The sequence below is a fragment of the Frigoribacterium sp. CFBP 8766 genome (assembly GCF_014841435.1).
Lineage (GTDB): Bacteria > Actinomycetota > Actinomycetes > Actinomycetales > Microbacteriaceae > Frigoribacterium.
Map to the genome: position 1 here is coordinate 768,222 of NZ_JACYTX010000001.1, position 18,558 is coordinate 786,779.

The 18,558-nt window shown below is 70.3% G+C and carries 17 protein-coding genes; 9 read left to right on the forward strand and 8 right to left on the reverse strand.

Annotated features, from left to right (window positions below):
* Window positions 1-48: 48 nt before the first annotated feature.
* Window positions 49-1,257, reverse strand: a complete 1,209-nt coding sequence (locus IFT90_RS03700; protein ID WP_146903824.1) for an MFS transporter — start codon at window positions 1,255-1,257, stop codon at window positions 49-51.
* A gap of 363 nt (window positions 1,258-1,620) precedes the next feature.
* Between IFT90_RS03700 and nrdH the strand changes: the two genes are divergently transcribed.
* The 5 genes from nrdH to IFT90_RS03725 all read left to right on the forward strand — a co-directional run bounded on the left by nrdH (window position 1,621) and on the right by IFT90_RS03725 (window position 6,992).
* Window positions 1,621-1,854, forward strand: a complete 234-nt coding sequence (gene nrdH / locus IFT90_RS03705; protein WP_123547992.1) for a glutaredoxin-like protein NrdH — start codon at window positions 1,621-1,623, stop codon at window positions 1,852-1,854.
* Window positions 1,855-1,941: 87 nt separating this feature from the next.
* Window positions 1,942-2,358 (forward strand): class Ib ribonucleoside-diphosphate reductase assembly flavoprotein NrdI, encoded by a 417-nt coding sequence (gene nrdI / locus IFT90_RS03710; protein WP_192041014.1) that lies wholly within the window; start codon window positions 1,942-1,944, stop codon window positions 2,356-2,358.
* Between the two features lie 26 nt (window positions 2,359-2,384).
* Complete coding sequence (gene nrdE / locus IFT90_RS03715; protein WP_192041417.1) at window positions 2,385-4,490, forward strand: class 1b ribonucleoside-diphosphate reductase subunit alpha; 2,106 nt, start codon at window positions 2,385-2,387, stop codon at window positions 4,488-4,490.
* Window positions 4,491-4,582: 92 nt separating this feature from the next.
* On the forward strand, window positions 4,583-5,608 hold the full coding sequence (gene nrdF / locus IFT90_RS03720; protein WP_228506869.1) for a class 1b ribonucleoside-diphosphate reductase subunit beta: 1,026 nt from the start codon (window positions 4,583-4,585) through the stop codon (window positions 5,606-5,608).
* 253 nt (window positions 5,609-5,861) lie between these two features.
* The gene (locus IFT90_RS03725) at window positions 5,862-6,992 is read left to right on the forward strand and encodes a CPBP family intramembrane glutamic endopeptidase (RefSeq protein ID WP_192041015.1); all 1,131 of its coding nucleotides are present in this window, start codon (window positions 5,862-5,864) and stop codon (window positions 6,990-6,992) included.
* 97 nt (window positions 6,993-7,089) lie between these two features.
* On the opposite strand, the gene IFT90_RS03730 is transcribed toward IFT90_RS03725, so the two are convergent.
* The 4 genes from IFT90_RS03730 to IFT90_RS03745 all read right to left on the reverse strand — a co-directional run bounded on the left by IFT90_RS03730 (window position 7,090) and on the right by IFT90_RS03745 (window position 12,481).
* On the reverse strand, window positions 7,090-8,958 hold the full coding sequence (locus tag IFT90_RS03730; RefSeq protein ID WP_371812077.1) for a beta-galactosidase family protein: 1,869 nt from the start codon (window positions 8,956-8,958) through the stop codon (window positions 7,090-7,092).
* A 166-nt stretch (window positions 8,959-9,124) separates the two neighbouring features.
* Complete coding sequence (locus IFT90_RS03735) at window positions 9,125-10,480, reverse strand: ABC transporter substrate-binding protein (protein ID WP_192041016.1); 1,356 nt, start codon at window positions 10,478-10,480, stop codon at window positions 9,125-9,127.
* Between the two features lie 112 nt (window positions 10,481-10,592).
* Complete coding sequence (locus IFT90_RS03740; RefSeq protein ID WP_192041017.1) at window positions 10,593-11,540, reverse strand: carbohydrate ABC transporter permease; 948 nt, start codon at window positions 11,538-11,540, stop codon at window positions 10,593-10,595.
* Window positions 11,540-12,481: a carbohydrate ABC transporter permease gene (locus IFT90_RS03745; RefSeq protein ID WP_192041018.1), complete on the reverse strand. Its 942-nt coding sequence runs from the start codon at window positions 12,479-12,481 to the stop codon at window positions 11,540-11,542. Before IFT90_RS03745 ends, IFT90_RS03740 begins: the two co-directional genes overlap by 1 nt.
* Before the next feature lie 87 nt (window positions 12,482-12,568).
* Between IFT90_RS03745 and IFT90_RS03750 the strand changes: the two genes are divergently transcribed.
* The gene (locus tag IFT90_RS03750) at window positions 12,569-13,624 is read left to right on the forward strand and encodes a LacI family DNA-binding transcriptional regulator (RefSeq protein ID WP_192041019.1); all 1,056 of its coding nucleotides are present in this window, start codon (window positions 12,569-12,571) and stop codon (window positions 13,622-13,624) included.
* 12 nt (window positions 13,625-13,636) lie between these two features.
* Here IFT90_RS03750 and IFT90_RS03755 read toward each other — a convergent pair whose 3' ends face one another.
* The 3 genes from IFT90_RS03755 to IFT90_RS03765 form a co-directional block, all read right to left on the reverse strand.
* On the reverse strand, window positions 13,637-14,884 hold the full coding sequence (locus tag IFT90_RS03755) for an aminotransferase class V-fold PLP-dependent enzyme (RefSeq protein ID WP_192041419.1): 1,248 nt from the start codon (window positions 14,882-14,884) through the stop codon (window positions 13,637-13,639).
* A 71-nt stretch (window positions 14,885-14,955) separates the two neighbouring features.
* Complete coding sequence (locus IFT90_RS03760) at window positions 14,956-16,008, reverse strand: amidohydrolase (protein WP_192041020.1); 1,053 nt, start codon at window positions 16,006-16,008, stop codon at window positions 14,956-14,958.
* Window positions 16,009-16,031: 23 nt separating this feature from the next.
* Window positions 16,032-16,805, reverse strand: coding sequence for a methyltransferase domain-containing protein (locus tag IFT90_RS03765; protein WP_192041021.1), 774 nt, complete (start codon window positions 16,803-16,805; stop codon window positions 16,032-16,034).
* A gap of 71 nt (window positions 16,806-16,876) precedes the next feature.
* Here IFT90_RS03765 and msuE point away from each other — a divergent pair, with 71 nt between their 5' ends.
* From msuE to IFT90_RS03780, 3 genes are all read left to right on the forward strand, one after another.
* Window positions 16,877-17,536, forward strand: a complete 660-nt coding sequence (gene msuE / locus IFT90_RS03770) for an FMN reductase (protein WP_192041022.1) — start codon at window positions 16,877-16,879, stop codon at window positions 17,534-17,536.
* A 51-nt stretch (window positions 17,537-17,587) separates the two neighbouring features.
* Entirely contained in the window at window positions 17,588-18,010 is a 423-nt protein-coding gene (locus tag IFT90_RS03775; RefSeq protein WP_192041023.1) for a hypothetical protein, read from the forward strand.
* Window positions 18,011-18,168: 158 nt separating this feature from the next.
* Window positions 18,169-18,546: a lactococcin 972 family bacteriocin gene (locus tag IFT90_RS03780; protein WP_192041024.1), complete on the forward strand. Its 378-nt coding sequence runs from the start codon at window positions 18,169-18,171 to the stop codon at window positions 18,544-18,546.
* The last annotated feature ends 12 nt before the right edge of the window (window positions 18,547-18,558 follow it).

The window sequence follows — 18,558 nt, forward strand, 5'->3', positions numbered from 1 at the left end:
CGGGAGGGGCGAGGAGGCGCGGGCCGAGCGAGGAGGAGGAGGCGCCGGTCAGCTGGCCTGGACGGGGACCGGCTCCGTGTCGGGCAGCGGGCTCGCGTCGCGGCCGCGGAGGTCGGGCAGCGCACGGTGGAACACGAGGCCGACGACCACGCCCACGAACGCGAAGGCCGCGGCCACCACGAGGCCGCCCTGCCCGCCGATGCGGTCGATCCAGAAGCCGGCGATCGCCGAGCCGAGGGCCGAGCCGATCAGCTGGCCGGTGCCCGCCCAGCCGTAGGCCTCGGCGGTGTCGCTGAACTTGACGCTCGACGAGACGATCGCGAACATCACGGCGAGGGCGGGCGCGATGCCGACCCCGGCGACGAGCAGGGCGCCGCTGATCGGCAGGAGCCCCGTGGCGAAGATCGCGAGCACCATCCCGACGAACACGATCGCGAGGCGGCGGCCGAGCGCCCACGGGCCGACGGGCACGTGCCCGAGCGCGAGGCCGCCGACGAGCGACCCTGCCGCGAAGACCGCGAGGGCGATGCCGGAGTCGGCGCTGCCCTCGCCGAAGAGCGCCACGACGCCGGCCTCGACCGCAGCGCACGCGCCGATCAGGAGGAAGCCCGCGACGGTGGCGAGCAGCACGGTGGGCCGGGCGAGCACCTTGCCGAACGAGCGCTTGCTGCGCGGGATGCGCACGCGGCCGACCTCGGGCGAGGCGATGAACCAGATGCCGCCGCCGACGAGGAACAGCGCGGCCAGCCAGATCGCCTCGCGGGTGCCCACCTGCGTCCCGACGAAGGTGGTGATGACCGGGCCGGCGACCCAGATGATCTCCTGGGCCGAGGCGTCGAGCGAGAAGAGGGGAGTCAGCTGCGACGAGTTGACCATCTTCGGGTAGATCGTGCGGACGGCGGGCTGCACGGGCGGCACGCTGAGGCCGGTGACGAAGCCGAGGGCCATGAAGGCGGGCACCGAGAAGTCGTACGCGGTGAACGCGAGCATCGTGACGAGGCAGACGCTGAGCGTCAGCAGCAGCACGGGGCGCATGCCCCAGCGGCCCATCCAGCGGCTGGTGAGCGGGCCGGAGATCGCCTGGCCGATGCTCGTCGCGGCGAGCACGAGCCCGGCCGCCGCGTACGAGTGGTGCACGTGCTCGACGTGCAGCAGGAACGCGAGCGAGAGCATCCCGAAGGGGAACCGCGCGGTCAGCTGGGCCGCGATGATGCGCCCCACGCCGGGGGTCTTCAGGAGGGACGAATAGGTGCTCACGAGAGGTCGAGTCTACGGAGGCGCGGGCGCGTCCGGCAGCCCCGTCCCGACACGCCGCGACACGCCGTGGCCCCGAACTGGGGACGACGCCGTCGCGATGTCGGAGGTGGGGAGGAACATGTGCACAACCGCCAGATCCTGGGGGCAACTCCGCCAGATCTGTGCAGAACTTGGGGGAACTCCTGTGGAGAACTCGCCCGACAGAACTACACGCCTGTAACACCGCATCTAGTTGTGGGCCCGAGTCCGGGCCACAAGATGTAGTATCGAGGAGTTGCCGCAGGTACTACGCCCGCTGCCCCAGACCCGCATCAGAACCACCGCGTCCGACCCCCGCGTCGGCCCGAGAACACAGGGGAAACCATGGCCATCACCGTCTACACCAAGCCGTCCTGCGTCCAGTGCACGGCCACCTACCGCGCCCTCGACAACAAGGGCATCGAGTACGAAGTCCTCGACGTCACCGCCGACGACGCCGCGCTCGAGACCGTCAAGGCGCTCGGCTACCTGCAGGCGCCCGTCGTCATCGCCGACGACGACCACTGGAGCGGCTTCCGCCCCGACAAGATCGCCGGCCTGGCCGCTCGCGTCTCCTGACCCGCGCCTCCTCGTGACGGGTGTAGGCCGCCGCCCGTTCCCGTCGCCGGAGGCACAGCACCACGAGCAGAGGAGGCGGTCGTCACCGTGACCCATCTCATCTACTTCTCCAGCGTCTCGGGCAACACGCACCGGTTCGTCGAGAAGCTCGGGGTGCCGGCCGAGCGCATCCCGCTCTTCCCCTCCGAGCCCCCGCTCCACGCCCGTGACCCCTACGTTCTCGTCCTGCCGACCTACGGCGGCGGCGAGGGCCGAGGCGCCGTCCCGAAACAGGTCATCCGGTTCCTCAACGACGAGGGCAACCGAAGCCTCATCCGAGGCGTGGTCGCGGCGGGCAACACCAACTTCGGAGAGGGGTACTGCCTGGCCGGCGACATCGTCGCCGCCAAGTGCGCCGTGCCCCTGCTCTACCGGTTCGAGGTCTTCGGCACCCCGGACGACGTCTCAGCAGTACAGAACGGATTGGAAGAATTTTGGACGCAGCAGTCGACGATCTCGAAGTGATCGCAGCACCCGGGCAGGGCATGAGCATGGACTACCACTCGCTCAATGCGATGCTGAACCTGTACGGCCCGTCGGGCGAGATCCAGTTCGACAAAGACAGGGAGGCGGCGAAGCAGTACTTCCTGCAGCACGTCAACCAGAACACGGTCTTCTTCCACAACCTGCGTGAGCGTCTCGACTACCTCGTCGAGAACGAGTACTACGAGCTCGCCACCATCGAGCAGTACGACTTCGCCTTCATCGAGCGCCTGAACGACCTGGCCTACTCGAAGAAGTTCCGGTTCCAGACCTTCCTCGGCGCGTTCAAGTACTACACCTCGTACACGCTCAAGACGTTCGACGGCAAGCGCTACCTCGAGCGCTTCGAGGACAGAGTCGTGATGACCGCCCTCGGCCTGGCCCAGGGCGACGAGCAGCTCGCGATCGACCTCGTCGAGGAGATCATCGGCGGCCGCTTCCAGCCGGCCACCCCCACGTTCCTCAACACCGCGAAGGCCCAGCGAGGCGAGCTCGTCAGCTGCTTCCTGCTGCGCATCGAGGACAACATGGAGTCGATCTCGCGCGGCATCAACTCGTCGCTGCAGCTGTCGAAGCGCGGCGGCGGCGTGGCCCTGTCGCTGTCGAACATCCGCGAGGCCGGTGCCCCGATCAAGCAGATCGAGAACCAGTCGTCGGGCATCATCCCCGTCATGAAGCTCCTCGAGGACAGCTTCAGCTACGCGAACCAGCTGGGTGCCCGCCAGGGCGCCGGTGCCGTGTACCTCAGCGCGCACCACCCCGACATCATGCGGTTCCTCGACACCAAGCGTGAGAACGCCGACGAGAAGATCCGCATCAAGACGCTGTCGCTCGGCGTCGTCGTGCCCGACATCACGTTCGAGCTCGCGAAGAACAACGAGGACATGTACCTCTTCTCGCCGTACGACGTCGAGAAGGTCTACGGCGTCCCCTTCGGCGACGTCGCGATCAGCGAGAAGTACCGCGAGATGGTGGCCGACGGCCGCATCAAGAAGACCAAGATCAAGGCGCGCGACTTCTTCCAGACGATCGCCGAGATCCAGTTCGAGTCGGGCTACCCCTACATCGTCTTCGAGGACACGGTCAACGCCGCGAACCCGATCAAGGGCCGCATCAACATGTCGAACCTGTGCTCGGAGATCCTGCAGGTCAACACCCCGACCACGTTCAACGAAGACCTGTCGTACAACGAGATCGGCAAGGACATCTCGTGCAACCTGGGCTCGATGAACATCGCGCTCTCGATGGACGCCCCCGACCTCGGCAAGACCGTCGAGACCGCGATCCGCGGCCTCAGCGCGGTCAGCGACATGAGCCACATCCAGTCGGTGCGCTCGATCGAGGTCGGCAACGACCAGTCGCACGCCATCGGCCTCGGCCAGATGAACCTGCACGGCTACCTGGCCCGTGAGCGCGTGCACTACGGCAGCGAAGAAGCGATCGACTTCACGAACATCTACTTCTACACGGTGCTGTTCCACGCCCTGCGCGCCTCGAACACGATCGCGATCGAGCGCGGCGTCACCTTCGGCGGCTTCGAGGACTCGAAGTACGCCTCGGGCGAGTTCTTCGACAAGTACACCGAGCAGGAGTGGGTGCCCAGCACCGAGCGCGCGGCCGGCCTCTTCGCCGCGTCGGGTGTCACGATCCCCACGCAAGAGGATTGGCGTCAGCTCAAGGCCAGCGTCATGCAGCACGGCCTGTACAACCAGAACCTGCAGGCGGTGCCCCCGACCGGCTCGATCTCGTACATCAACCACTCGACGTCGTCGATCCACCCGATCGCGTCGAAGATCGAGATCCGCAAGGAAGGCAAGCTCGGCCGCGTCTACTACCCGGCGCCGTTCATGACGAACGACAACCTGGAGTACTACACCGACGCGTACGAGATCGGCCCCGAGAAGATCATCGACACCTACGCCGCGGCGACGCAGCACGTCGACCAGGGCCTCTCGCTGACCCTGTTCTTCAAGGACACCGCGACGACCCGCGACATCAACAAGGCCCAGATCTACGCATGGCGCGCGGGCATCAAGACGATCTACTACATCCGTCTGCGCCAGCTCGCCCTCGAGGGCACCGAGGTCGACGGCTGCGTCAGCTGCATGCTCTAGGCCTCGCGGCCACCCGGCGGGGGCCGGTCTCGACGACCGGCCCCCGCCTCCTTGACTGAGATCCACGGCATCATCCCGACGGAAGAGACGACATGACCATCACCGACAAGATCAACAGCGTCGCCGGCGACCCGGTGCACGCCACCGGCAAGTCGATCCCGCTGATCAAGTCGGTCAGCGCGATCAACTGGAACCGCATCCAGGACGACAAGGACGTCGAGGTCTGGAACCGCCTCGTCAACAACTTCTGGCTGCCCGAGAAGATCCCGCTGTCGAACGACGTGCAGTCGTGGAACACCCTCACGCCCGAGGAACAGCAGCTCACCATGCGCGTGTTCACGGGCCTGACGCTGCTCGACACGATCCAGGGCACCGTCGGCGCGATCAGCCTGATCCCCGACGCGATCACGCCGCACGAGGAGGCCGTCTACACGAACATCGCCTTCATGGAGTCGGTGCACGCCAAGAGCTACTCGTCGATCTTCTCGACCCTCGCGTCGACGCCCGAGATCGACGACGCCTTCCGCTGGTCGGTCGAGAATCCGAACCTGCAGAAGAAGGCCCAGATCGTCCTCGACTACTACACGGGCGACGACCCCCTGAAGCGCAAGGTCGCCTCGACCCTGCTCGAGTCGTTCCTGTTCTACAGCGGCTTCTACCTGCCGATGTACTGGTCGTCGCGCGCCAAGCTCACCAACACGGCCGACCTGATCCGCCTCATCATCCGCGACGAGGCCGTGCACGGGTACTACATCGGCTACAAGTTCCAGAAGGGCCTCGAGGGCGCCTCGGACGAGCGCAAGCAGGAGATCAAGGACTACACGTTCAACCTGCTCTTCGAGCTCTACGAGAACGAGATCCAGTACACGCAGGACCTCTACGACACCGTCGGCCTGACCGAGGACGTCAAGAAGTTCCTGCACTACAACGCCAACAAGGCGCTGATGAACCTCGGCTACGAGCCGATGTTCCCCAAGGAGACGACCGACGTGAACCCGGCGATCCTGTCGGCCCTCTCGCCGAACGCCGACGAGAACCACGACTTCTTCTCGGGGTCGGGCTCGTCGTACGTCATCGGCAAGGCCGTCAACACCGAGGACGAGGACTGGGACTTCTAGCCCGTCCGGCTCCGCTGCACCACTCAGGAACCCGCGTCCTGATCCTCCACGGATCAGGACGCGGGTTCCTTCGTCGTGCACGGGTCAGGAACGCGAGACGAGCTGTTCCTGAGATGTGCGCGCTCGACGGTCGAGCAGGTCGGGCCGAGCGGAGGAGGCGCGGGTCGGCTGGTCGGGGGAGGTGCGGCGCCGGCGCGCACGCGACCATGGAGCAGACCCTGCCACGAGGCTCGAGCTGATCGACGGAGCACCGATGACGACGAACCCCTCCTCCCGGCCGCCCGCGCACGGATGGACGGCGCCCGGCGGCGAGCGGGTCGACGACGTGGATGCCGACGCCTGCGACCTCGACGAGTCGACGACCGCCGAGTGGCAGCCGGTCGCGGCGCACGTGGCTGGTGACCGGTACCTGTCTGCCGACTCGGCCGACGCCTCCACCGGCTCGATCGTCGTGGGGCTGCGGGTCTCGTGGTGGCCGGTCGCGGCGTTCGTGCTGATCTCGTTCGGCCTCGCCTGGCTCGTCTGCCTGCCGCTCTGGCTCGGCGACGGCCTCGCCAGCCCGCTGCTCGGCGTCTGCGCCATCGCGATGATGGCGACGCCCGCGATCGGAGCCCTGCTCGTCAGCCGGTTCGTCGACCGTCCGGTCTCGATCCCGCGGGCTCTCGGGCTCTGGCCGCTGCGTCCGGTGGGACGGCTGCTCGGGTACCTGGGCCTCGGCCTGGCCGTGCCCGTCGCGCTCGTGCTCGTGGCCCTGCCGATCGGCGCCGCGCTAGGCTCCTACCCGGCCGACGTCACCGGGTTCTCGGCGTTCCGAGAGCTGACCGAGCAGCAGGTGGCCCAGGCGACCGCGGGCCTCGGCGATCCGGGACCGCTGCCGCCGATCGGCCTGCTCGTCGCCCTGCAGCTCGTGTCGATCCCCATCGGCGCGTTCGTCAACACCGTTCCCGCGCTGGGCGAGGAGCTCGGCTGGCGGGGCTTCCTCCTGCCGCGCCTCCTGCCCCTCGGCACCGCGCCTGCCGTGCTGATCAGCGGGGCCGTCTGGGGGCTCTGGCACACGCCGCTGATCCTGCTCGGCTACAACTACGGCGGCGAGACGCCGGGCTGGCTCGGCGTGCTGATGATGACCGGGACGTGCGTGGTGGTCGGGGCCGTCTTCGCCTGGCTGCGGCTGCGGTCGGCCAGCGTCTGGCCGGCTGCCCTGGCGCACGGCGCCTTCAACGCCGCCGCCGGGTCGTACCTGCTCTTCGCCGCGGCGGGCGAGCGGATCGACCTCGTACAGGGCACGATCCTCGGCTGGTCGGGCTGGATCGTCCCCGTGCTGCTCGTCGCGGTGCTCGCCGCCACGGGCCAGTTCCGCCGGCCGGGCACCGCCCGCCGCCGCTGAAGCGGGCATCGAGTTGCCCCGAACTGCTGCCTGGCGGGGCGGGAAGCAGCAGTTCGGGGCAACTCGGATCGGGACCGGGGGGCGACCGCGCGCGGGGCTACTGCTCGGTGTGCCCGAGGTCGGGGTCGGCCACGAACGACACGACCGGGGCCGCCGCGGCGCCCGTCTCGAACACGACGAGGTCGTTGTCGCCTGCCCGCAGCTGTTCACCCGGGACGTAGAGGGTGTGCTGCGGTCCGCGCGTCCAGTACCGCCCGAGCGCGAAGCCGTTGACGAACGCGACGCCCTTGCCCCACGACCTCGTGTCGAGGAACAGGTCGGCGGGCTCGTCGAGCGTCACCGTCGCGTGGGCGAACACCGGGCCGTCGAGCGTCGTCACGACGGAGTCCGACACCGACGCCGAGGAGGCGCCGGCCGCGCCGCCCGCCTCGGTCGCGTCGCCGGACAGCTTCGCGTCGCCCGACAGGGTCGCGTCGCCGGACAGGGCCGCGACGACCGCCCCCAGGTCGAGCGGCGTGCTGCGCCAGCCCGTCAGCTCGGCGCCGTCGAGCAGCGCCGACCCGACGAGGCCCTTCGCCTCGCCGATGCGGACGCCGTAGTTGACGCGTCCCTGGTCCTCGACCAGCACCTCCAGCACGCGGCCCGGCGGCACCGTGATCGCGCGCTCGTGCTGGTCGCGCTGGAGGACGCCCACCCGGCGACCGTCGACGCAGACGACGGCGCGGTCGCGCACGCCCGCGAACGAGAGCACCCGGGGCTCGTCGCCGGCCGGCAGGTCGACGCGGTGCAGGGCGAAGCCGCGGTAGCTGCCGAGCGAGTCCATCGTGGGCACGTCCTCGGTCCCGATCCAGCCCGAGGCGCCGACGCCGACACCGAGGTCTCCGCCGGCGCCGTCCGCACCGAGGTCGCCGACGACGTCGCCGAGGCGCACGCTGCGGTCGAACGTCGTCGACAGCACGGGCGACGGCGATCGCCGCGCCGGCACCTCGTCAGGCACGGGCAGGTGCCGGGCGATCACCTCGCGGAACGCGAAGAACTTGTCGGTCGGCCAGCCGGCCTCGTCGAGGGGAGCGTCGTAGTCGTACGACGTCACGTGCGACTGGTACGTGCCCTTGTGGTTGGCGCCGTTCGTGAATCCGAAGTTCGTGCCGCCGTGGAACATGTAGACGTTGACCGACGCACCCGCCGCCAGCAGCGCGTCCAGCTCGCGTGCCGCCTCCTCGACCGGCGTCGTGTGGTGGTGCTCGCCCCAGTGGTCGAACCAGCCGTCCCAGAACTCGGAGCACATCAGGGGCCCCGTCGGCTGGTGCCGGCGCAGGGTGGCGAGCCGCTCCTCCGTGCGTGACCCGAAGCTCCCGGTCTTGTGCAGCTCGGGCAGGCTGCCCGCCGAGAGCATCTCGTCGGTGGGCTGGTCGACCGTCGTCAGGGGCACGACCACGCCGGAGGCGCGGGTCAGGTCGACGAGGTGCCTCAGGTACCCGGAGTCGTCGCCGTACGCGCCGTACTCGTTCTCGATCTGGACGAGCACGACGGGCCCGCCGTGGTCGATCTGCCGGGGCACGACGATCTCGTAGACGCGCTCGAGGAACTCGTCGACGGCGGCGAGGTAGAGCGGCTCGTCGCGGCGGACGCCGACGGCAGGGTCGTCGAAGAGCCAGCCCGGCAGGCCGCCGCCGTCCCACTCGGCGCAGATGTAGGGGCCGGGGCGCACGATCGCGTGCATGCCCTCGGCGGCGACGAGGTCGAGGAACCGGCCGAGGTCGAGGCCCGCGCTCGTGTCGAAGTCGCCGCGGCGCGGGGAGTGCGCGTTCCAGGCGACGTACGTCTCGATGGTGTTGAGGCCCATCAGCCTGGCCTTGTGGATGCGGTCGGCCCACTGGTCCGGGTGCACCCGGAAGTAGTGCAGGGCGCCGGCGACGACCCGGTGCCGGGCGCCGTCGAGCTCGAAGTGGTCGGGGCCGATCACGAAGCGCGTGCTCGTGGGGGCGGTGCTGCTGCTGATGGTGTTCCTCCGGTGGGGCGAGGGGACGTGGCGACGGGGAGGCGCGACGTGCGTCGCGCCTCCCCGCTGCGGTGGTCAGGCGGTGCTGCGGTGCTGCTGGTGGTGCTGGTCGTGCGTGTGCTGCGAAGCCCTACTCGGTCTCGACGGTGAAGCCCTGCTGCTCACCGTACGTGGCGGTGGCCTTCGCCCACTCCTCGAGCACCGGGTCGAGCGAGGTGCCGTTGGTGTAGGCCGACGACGCGCTGTCGCTGAAGATGCTGTTCGCGTAGACCTGGAAGGGCAGGTACTGCCAGTCGGGCAGCACGTCCTGTGCGGCCTGGCCGAGCACCTCGTTGATCTTCTGGCCGCCGAAGTACTCGGGGGCCTCGGCGAGGAACTCGGGGTCGGTGAGGTCGGCCGTGGTGGACGGGAAGCCGCCGGCGTCGAACGAGATCTGGCGCCCCTCCTCCTCGGCGGTGGCGAACTTGGCGAACTCGGCGGCGACGAGCTTGTTCTGCGACTGCTCCATCACGGCGATCGACGAGCCGCCGTTCTCGGCGGTCGCGGTGTCGCCCTCCTCGTACTGGGGCATCGGGGCGACGCGCCACTGGCCGGAGCCGTCGGCGGCCTGGGCCTCGAGGTTGCCGGGCATCCAGGCGCCGGTGAGCATCGTGGCGATCGAGCCGTCGCCGAGGGCACGGAACCACTCGTCGGTCCAGCCCGGGGTCTGGGCGAGCGAGCCGTTCTCGACGAGGGTGTTCCAGGTCGAGGTCCAGCGCTTGGCGCCCTCGTCCTGCAGGTCGATCGAGACGGTGTCGCCGCCGACCGAGTAGGGGTGCCCGCCGGCCTGCCAGATCATGCTGGTCGTGAAGCCCGCGTCGCCGGTGTCGCCGGCGATGAACTGGTTCGGGTCGGCGGAGTGCATCGTCTCGGCCGCGGCGAGGTACTCGTCCCACGTCGTCGGCACGGCGATGCCGTACTTGTCGAAGACGTCCTGGCGGTAGAACATCGCCATGGGGCCGGAGTCCTGAGGCAGGGCCCAGACGGCGTCGCCGTCGGTGACGGAGTTCCACGTCGAGGCGGTGAAGTCCTCCTCGAGGTCGCCGTAGCCGTAGCCGCTCAGGTCGGCGAGCGAGTCGCCGAGCGAGAACTGGGGGATGGCGAAGTACTCGACCTGGGCGACGTCGGGGGCGCCCTTGCCGGCCTTGATCGCGTTCTGCAGCTTCGTGTACTGGTCGGCGCCGGTGCCGACGTTCTGCACGTCGACGGTGATGTCGGGGTGCGCCTTCTCGAAGGCCTCTGCGATGGGCTCGACGGCGGGGGCCCAGGCCCACACCGTGATCGAGGACTTCTCCTTCAGGGCCGCGGCGAGCTCGTCGCTGGTCGCGGTGTCGGCGCTGGCGCCGCCTCCGGAGCCGGAGGAGCAGGCGGCCAGCGAGCCGGCCAGGGCGATGCCGAGACCGAGAGCGACGACGCGCTTCGCGGTGCGGGGGAGGTTACGGGACATGGGTGGTGCCTTTCACTTCATCGTGGAGGTGGGACGGGGGAGTGACTGTGGAACGGGAGGGGCTGTGGTGCGGGAGGGACGAGGAGGGGCGGGTCGGCGGTGCCGACGCGCGTCAGGCCTTGACGCCGCCGGCCGAGAGGCCGGACTGCCAGTAGCGCTGGAGGAAGAGGAACGCCACGACGATCGGGATGATCGCGAGGAACGAGCCCGTGATGACGAGGTTGTAGATCGGGTCGCCGCCGACGGTCGTCGACTGCGCGTTCCACTGGTTCAGGCCGACCGTCAGGGGGTACCAGCGCGAGTCGCTCAGCATGATCAGCGGCAGGAAGTAGTTGTTCCAGGTCGCGACGATCGAGAAGAGCAGCACGGTGATGAGGCCGGGGCTGAGGAGGCGGAGGCTGATGGTGAAGAACGTGCGGACCTCGCTCGAGCCGTCCATGCGCGCGGCCTCGAGGATCTCGGTCGGCACGGAGTCGACGGCGTAGGTCCAGATCAGGTAGAGGCCGAAGGGGCTGATCAGCGAGGGCAGGATGATCGCCCACGGGGTGTTGGTCAGGCCCATCTGGCTGAACATCAGGAACGTCGGGACGGCGAGGGCGGTGCCCGGGATGGCGACCGCGCCCAGCACGACCGCGAACACGGCCTTCTTGCCCGGGAAGTCGAACTTGGCCAGGCCGTAGCCGGCCAGCGTGGCCAGCAGGGTCGCGCCTCCCGCGCCCACGACCACGTAGAGCAGGGTGTTGCCGAGCCAGCGCACGAACTCGCCGTCGCCGTAGGTGAAGACGCCCTTGATGTTGTCGACCAGGGCGAAGTCGCCGCTGAACCAGAGGCCGAACGAGCTGAACAGGGCCTCCTGCGTCTTGGTCGAGTTGACGAGCAGCCAGAAGAGCGGCAGCACCGAGTAGACGAGCAGCAGGGCCATCACGACGGTGAGCAGCACGCTGCGCTTGTCGCGAGGGGCGCCGGCGCGACGCTTGCGCGCGGACGCCCCACGGCTCGGGGTGACGGTGGGCGTGCCGGCGTCGGGCGCGGCGATCGGGGTCCCGGTGAGGGTCGACATCAGTGGTCCTTCCGGGTGCCGACGAGCTGGACCACGTAGGCGACGACCATCGTCAGGACGCCCATGATGATCGCGATGGCGGCGGAGTAGTTGAACTGCTGGCCCGCGAACGACAGGTTGTAGGCGTACATGTTCGGGGTGAAGAAGGTGCTGATCGCGTTGGGCGCCAGCGTCTGCAGGATGTTGGGCTCGTTGAAGAGCTGGAAGCTGCCGATGATCGAGAAGATGATGCCGATGACGATCGCGCCGCGGATGGCGGGCAGCTTGATGTTGCGAACGATGCGGAACGGGCCGGCGCCGTCGAGCTCGGCGGCCTCGTACAGGTCGGGCGAGATCACGCGCAGGGCGGCGTAGAACAACAGCATGTTGTAGCCGACGAACTCCCACGTGACGATGTTGCCGATCGACGCGAGCACCCAGCTCTGCGAGAGCAGGTCGGGGAGGTCCCAGCCGGTGGCGTCCTCGAGGTTGCCGACGAGGCCGAAGCGGTTGCCGTAGATGAAGCCCCACATCAGGGCCGCGACGACCGCGGGCACGGCGTAGGGCAGGAAGATCGAGATGCGGAAGAACGCCGTGAAGTGCAGCCGGGCCGAGTCGAGGGCGAGGGCGGCGGCCAGGGCGACGACCAGCATGATCGGCACCTGCACGACGAGGAACAGCGCGACGCGGCCGAGCGCGTCCCAGAAGTTCGGGTCGGTGAGCGCGCGGACGTAGTTGTCGGCGCCGACGAACGAGTTGCCGCCGATCATCTGCTCCTGGAACAGGCTCAGGTAGATCGCATAGACCACGGGGGCCACGAGCACGAGCGCGAAGACGACGAGGAACGGGAGCACGAAGCCCCAGCCGGTCCAGCGTCGCTTGTCGCGACGGATCTGCGAGCTGCTTCGGGGCGCCGGTGAGGACGCCTCCGAGCGGGTCGCGGGTGTCGACGTCGTCGTCATGTCCATCCACTTCATCGGGGTGAGGAGCCGTGAACACGCTGCCCGGGAGGGAGGGTGTTTACGTAAACATCTGGGATGCTCGCAACCATGACACCTCCGCCGTCCGAAATCAAGTCGGCATCTCGACGCGCCCCGCGCACCCGTACGGTGTCGATGGCCGACGTGGCCGCACGCGCCGGCGTCTCGTCGCAGACCGTCTCGCGCGTCTCGAACGGCGCGCAGAACGTCGAGGACGGCACCCGCCAGAAGGTGCTCGACGCGATGGCCGCGCTCGACTACCGGCCGAACAGCGCGGCCAGGGCGCTGAAGACGGGTCGTTTCCGCAGCGTCGGCGTGATCATGTTCACGCTGTCGACCCTGGGGAACATGCGCACCCTCGACGCGATCGTGACCGCCGCCTCCGGCGCCGGGTACACGATCACGCTGATGCCCGTCGCCCAGCCCACCGAGGGCGAGGTGGCCGGAGCCTTCAGCCGCCTGCAGGAGGAGGCGGTCGACGGCGTCGTCATCATCATCGAGGCGCACATGCTCGACCGGGCCGACGTGATCATCCCGAGCGGGCTGCCCGTCGTCATCATCGACTCCGACGCGGGCGACCCCTTCGTCGTGGTCGACACCGACCAGGAGCAGGGCACCCGCCTCGCGACCCAGCACCTGATCGACCTCGGGCACACGCGCATCGTCCACGTCGCCGGCCCCGACACGTCGTACTCGGCGACCCGGCGCTCGGCGTCGTGGCACGCGACGATGCGCGATGCGGGCCTCGAGCCGGAGGCGCCGCTCAAGGGGGACTGGACGACCGCCTCCGGCCACCGCCTGGGGCACGCGATCGCGAGCCGCGACGACGTGACGGCGGTCGTCGCCGCGAACGACCAGATGGCCCTCGGCGTCATGCACGCCCTGCACGAGCGGGGACGGTCGATCCCGGGCGAGATCAGCGTGGTGGGCTTCGACGACACGGACGAGTCGGGCTCGTTCTGGCCGCCGCTGACGACCGTGCACCAGGACTTCGGCGAGATCGGCGCCCGCTCGATGCGCGTCCTCCTCGAGCTGCTCGAGGGGCGGCAGCCGTCGGGCGACCGCATCGTGCCGACGCGGCTCGTGGTGCGCGAGAGCGCCGGGCCCGCGCCCGCCGTCGGCTGAGGTCGGCCCAGGTCAGCCCTGCTGCAGGGCCTCGCGGATCGCGGCCACCCCGACGCGCACCTCGTCGAAGGCGGTGCTGAGCGGGGAGAGGCCGATGCGCAGGGCGTCGGGGCCGCGGAAGTCCGGCACCACCCCCTCCTGCCAGAGCGTCGCGACGACCTCGCGGAACCGCGGGTGCCGCACCGTCACGTGGCTGCCCCGGCGCTCGTGCTCGCGCGGCGTCGCCGTCGTGACGCCGAGGGGCGCGAGCCAGGCGTCGACGAGGTCGAACGCGTAGTCGGTGAGCGCGAGCGACTTCTCGCGGATCGCAGGGAGGCCGGCCTCCTCGATCGCGTCGAGCATGTCCTGCATCGCGAGCATGCCGACGACGGGCGGGGTGCCGCTGACGAACTTGCGGATGCCCGCGTCGGGCACGTAGCCCTCGGCCATGGCGAACACGTCGGCGGCGCCCATCCAGCCCTGCACGGGCTGCTCGAGCTCGGGCAGCAGGTCGGCGCGGGCGTAGAGGAACGCCGGCGCGCCCGGCCCGCCGTTCAGGTACTTGTACGTGCAGCCGACGGCGATGTCGACTCCCCACGCGTCGAGCTCGGTCGGCACGACGCCCACGGAGTGGCAGAGGTCCGCGACGAGCAGCGCCCCGGCCTCGTGCACGATCTCGGTGATCGCGGGCAGGTCGGCGAGGAACCCCGACCGGTACGACACGTGGTTGACGAGGACGACGGCGGTGTCGGGCCCGACCACCTCGCGGACCTGCTCGGGCGTCACCCCCCGGGTCTCGTCGACCGCGAGCCAGCGGACGGTCGCGCCGCGCTCGCGAGCGATGCCCTCGACGACGAAGCGGTCGGTCGGGAACTGGTCGTCGTCGATGACGATCTCGTGCCGACCGGGACGAGCCGCCAAGGAGGCGCGGATCGCCTTGTAGAGCAGCACCGTCGTCGAGTCGGCCACGACGGTCTGCCCCGGGGCCGCTCCGAGGGCGGCGGCGCCGATCCGGTCGCCGAGCTCGGTGGGGAGCTGCATCCAGCGCTCGTCCCACGAGCGGATCAGGCGCGTGCCCCAGTCGCCGCGCACGAACGCGTCGAGCCGGGCCGGCGTCGCCGCCATCGGCCGGCCGAGGGAGTTGCCGTCGAGGTACGAGACGACGTCGCCCGCGGGCAGGAACAGGGCCGTGTGGTGCGCGAGCGGGTCGGCCGCGTCGCGGTGCGCACTGGCCAGCGGGTCGTCGAGCTCGGCAGGGTCGACGGGCGGGGCGGCCGGCACGAACGAGGTGGTCGAGGTCGTCGAGGCAGGGGACGCCGGGGCGGCGGCGGCGGTCGAGTCGGAGGCGGTGGTCACGGGAGCAGCTCCTGCAGGGTCGAGGCGGTGAGGACGGAGGCGCGGGCCAGCCACGCGGGATCGTCGCGTTCGTCGGCGGGCGGCGGCTGCGGCACCCACGACGCGCGCGGTGTCCAGTGTGCGCCGTCCTGCCCGGCGTCGAGCGAGTCGTCGCTGCCGAGGGCGGCGAGCAGCGCCTCGCGGCCGAGGCCGACGCGCTGCAGCGCCCGCAGCTCGCGCTCGTTCACCCCGGCGGGCAGGTCGCCGTTGCCGAGGTCGGTGCCGTAGAGGACGTGGCCGCCCCGCTCGCGGAACCCGCGCAGGTTCGCGATCGCCACCTCCTGCGCCTCGTCGCCGCGGTGGATGTCGAGCGTGCTGATCCACGTGCCGTCGGCCGCGCGGTCGAGCAGGTCGTCGGGCAGCAGCTCGCTGAACGGGGCGTGCGCGAACCGGAGCAGTCCGGCGTCGAGGGCGCGGCGCACCTGCCCGGGGCCCTGCACGTGCGCCACGGTCAGCAGCCCGACCCGGTCGGCCGCGACCGCGATCGCCCGCAGCACGTCGTCGTCGAGGACGGGCCCGACGTCGCTGTTGAGGGTCAGCTTGACGACGGAGGCGCCGAGGTCGCGCATCCGCACGACGGCCCGCTCGGCGTCGGCGGCGTCGGCGACGACGACGGACGCGTCGTCGGGCGCCCAGCCCGCGCGCGACGGGTAGCCGCCGGGAGGGCAGAGCAGGCCGCCCGCGACCTGCACCTCGGGCCAGCCGACGTCGACCCGGCCCCGCTCGGGCCAGAGGGCGGCGACGTCGGGGCTCCAGCCCAGGTCGAGCACGCGGCCGATGCCGCCCCGCACGAGCTGCTCGGGCTCGACCAGGCCGAGGTGCACGTGCGAGTCGGTGAAGGGCGAGAACAGCGTGCCGGGCAGGTGGGGCAGGTCGGCGTCGTCGCCGTGGCCGGGGTCGACCGCCCCGACGAGGTGGATCGCGGTCGGCGACACGCGCACGACGCTCGGGCCGTGCCACCTGCCCGACCAGACCCGGTCGACGGTGACGAGTCGCGCCTCCTGCTGCATGCCCCCACCGTACGGCCGGTGGGTCAGCCCGGCAGCACCGCCCGGCTCGCCCGGGTCACGTACGGCAGGCGGATCACGTCCGCGCGACGGGTGTCGGGGTGCGTGTCGAGCAGCTGGCCGACGTCGCGGAGCACCTGGGCGCGGTCGTCCTCCGAGAGGGTGATGACGTAGCTCCGCGACGCGATCATGGCGAGCAGCTCGTCGCGGCCGAGCTCGTGCACCCACGGGAAGTCGCGGCGCTCGATCGGGGCGAAGGGCTCGCCGACCGTGGGCGCGTCGGACGACATGTCGCGCTCGGCAGGGGAGTGCATCACCGTCGAGAGCTCGGCGAGCCAGGGCACGGTCTCGTCGCGGATGTTCCAGAGCAGGGCGAGCGTGCCGCCGGGGCGCAGCACTCGCGCGACCTCGGGCACGGCGGCCCGCGGGTCGACCCAGTGCCAGGCCTGTGCCACGAAGACGGCGTCGACCGACGCGTCGTCGAGCGGCATCGACTCGGCCGACCCGGCGAGCGACCGGGCCTCGGGCACGGCCAGCTCGAGCGTCGCCCGCATGCCGTCGCTCGGCTCGACCGCGGTGACCTGCTCGACGCGGGGCAACAGCACGCGGGTCAGCTTGCCGGTGCCCGCGCCCAGGTCGACGACGTGCCGCGCGCCGAGCGGCAGCAGCCACTCGACCGCCTCGGCGGGGTAGGAGGGGCGGCCCCGTTCGTAGACGTCGGCCGCCTGGCCGAACGAGGAGGCGAAGGGGGTGAGGGGGTTGGCCGGGTCGAAGCCGTGCGCGTGCGTGGTCGGGTTCACGCGACCACTGTCGCATGACTCACGGCGTCACACGGCTCCGTTACGCGCCGTCTCCGGAGCACCATGGCTGCATGACGCAGACACCTCCGCAGCCGCTCCGTGTCGTCGCCGTGTCGGGCACGCTGAGCTCGCCCTCGAAGACGGACGCGCTCGTCGACGCCGTCCTCGACGAGCTCGCCCTCGTGCTGCCGATCGAGCGGCACGTGATCCGCGTGAGCGAGCTCGGGCCGCTCTTCGCCGGCGCGCTGACCCGGGACCAGCTCGACGAACGGGTCGAGCGCGAGCTCCGTGCCGTCGAGGGCGCCGACCTGCTGATCGCGGCCTCGCCGGTCTACCGCGCCTCCTTCACGGGGCTCTTCAAGCACTTCTTCGACTTCGTCGAGCAGTACGCGCTGGTCGACGTGCCGGTGCTGCTCGCGGCGACGGGCGGCAGCGAGCGGCACGCGCTGATCCTCGAGCACTCGCTGCGGCCGCTCTTCGGCTTCTTCCAGGCGCTGACGCTGCCCCTCGGCGTCTACGCTCACGCCAGCGACTTCACCGATCGCCGCGTGACGGCGCCGCTGCTGCAGGAGCGCATCCGGGCCGCCATCGCCCGGGGCCTGCCCCTGATCCGGTCGAGCGTCGACGAGAAGCGGCGGATCGAGCGTGCGGTCAGCGGCGTGGGCGACGAGCTCGACGCGCTCCCGTCACCGACCGCGCAGGACGCGGCGCCGGTCCGGCTCTACAGCTGACGGCCCGCTCTGGGGGAGGTGGCCCCCGCCGTCGTGTGATTAAGGTGGAGCGTGCCTGACCAGACCCCGACTCCCGAGACCACGCCCCGCGACGTCGCCGTCGCCCGCGCCGAGATCCGCGACGACGAGGCCAAGCGCGTCATCGGCATGCTCGCGGCCGGCGAGCTGCCGAGCCGGGCCGCCCAGTGGGTCGCCGACGGGGTCGACGACGACGCGGCACGCGAGCTCGCCGCCGCGACCGGGCGCACCGAGGAGGAGCGGGTCGGCCTCCTGGAGCGCCTCGCCGCCGCCCAGGGCCTCGCCTTCCCGACCGCGCGCGAGGCCCGCGCGCACCACGGCCAGAGCGTGATCGCGTCGATGACCGCGTCGTCCGCGGCGGGCGACTCGCTGTCGTTCTCGAACTCGTTCAGCGACACGATCGAGGAGTCGGTGCGCGACTCGATCTCGCGGCTGTTCCCGCGGCGCAGGAAGTAGGTTCGCCGGTCGCCCGGACGACCTCCCCCGATCGTCGTTCCGGACCATGCTCGTTCGTGCGCTCTGAGAAAGCCACTATTGACATTTCTCATTGTAATTCTTAGTGTCATGATCGTTCGAGCGACATCGCTCGACGGATCGTGCAAAGGAGCACATGGATGAAGAAGACCATGACGACTGCCGCGTCCGCGGCTGCCGCGCTGACGCTCGCCGGAGCACTGCTCGTGCCGACGAGCGCATCTGCAGCGGAGCCGACTCCTGCTGGCGTCGAGCATGCCGTCAGCGGGAGCGCGCTCGTCCCGGCTGATCGGCTGGGACTGCTCACGACCGAGATCAAGGAAGGCGGCCAGTGGACGTACGGGGTCGACAACGGTCTGTACTCCAACTACTGGCACAAGCACCGCTCGCACCGGTCGAGTGTCATCAACGGCAACGGCCAGAAGAACTCGAGCAGCGACGTCCGAGGCGGACTCTGGTCCCACTCGAGGATCAACAAGACGATCGCCGGCAACACGGCCTACTGGCGCATCCGATGACGTCGTCGTCGA

What these genes read in the sequence shown, in the direction of transcription:
- nrdH (WP_123547992.1), top strand. Translation starts at nt 1,621, where the DNA reads ATGGCCATCACCGTCTACACCAAGCCGTCCTGCGTCCAGTGCACGGCC.
- nrdE (WP_192041417.1), top strand. Translation starts at nt 2,385, where the DNA reads ATGGACTACCACTCGCTCAATGCGATGCTGAACCTGTACGGCCCGTCG.
- nrdF (WP_228506869.1), top strand. Translation starts at nt 4,583, where the DNA reads ATGACCATCACCGACAAGATCAACAGCGTCGCCGGCGACCCGGTGCAC.
- IFT90_RS03725 (WP_192041015.1), top strand. Translation starts at nt 5,862, where the DNA reads ATGACGACGAACCCCTCCTCCCGGCCGCCCGCGCACGGATGGACGGCG.
- IFT90_RS03735 (WP_192041016.1), bottom strand. Translation starts at nt 10,480, where the DNA reads ATGTCCCGTAACCTCCCCCGCACCGCGAAGCGCGTCGTCGCTCTCGGT.
- IFT90_RS03740 (WP_192041017.1), bottom strand. Translation starts at nt 11,540, where the DNA reads ATGTCGACCCTCACCGGGACCCCGATCGCCGCGCCCGACGCCGGCACG.
- IFT90_RS03745 (WP_192041018.1), bottom strand. Translation starts at nt 12,481, where the DNA reads ATGACGACGACGTCGACACCCGCGACCCGCTCGGAGGCGTCCTCACCG.
- IFT90_RS03750 (WP_192041019.1), top strand. Translation starts at nt 12,569, where the DNA reads ATGACACCTCCGCCGTCCGAAATCAAGTCGGCATCTCGACGCGCCCCG.
- IFT90_RS03760 (WP_192041020.1), bottom strand. Translation starts at nt 16,008, where the DNA reads ATGCAGCAGGAGGCGCGACTCGTCACCGTCGACCGGGTCTGGTCGGGC.
- msuE (WP_192041022.1), top strand. Translation starts at nt 16,877, where the DNA reads ATGACGCAGACACCTCCGCAGCCGCTCCGTGTCGTCGCCGTGTCGGGC.
- IFT90_RS03780 (WP_192041024.1), top strand. Translation starts at nt 18,169, where the DNA reads ATGAAGAAGACCATGACGACTGCCGCGTCCGCGGCTGCCGCGCTGACG.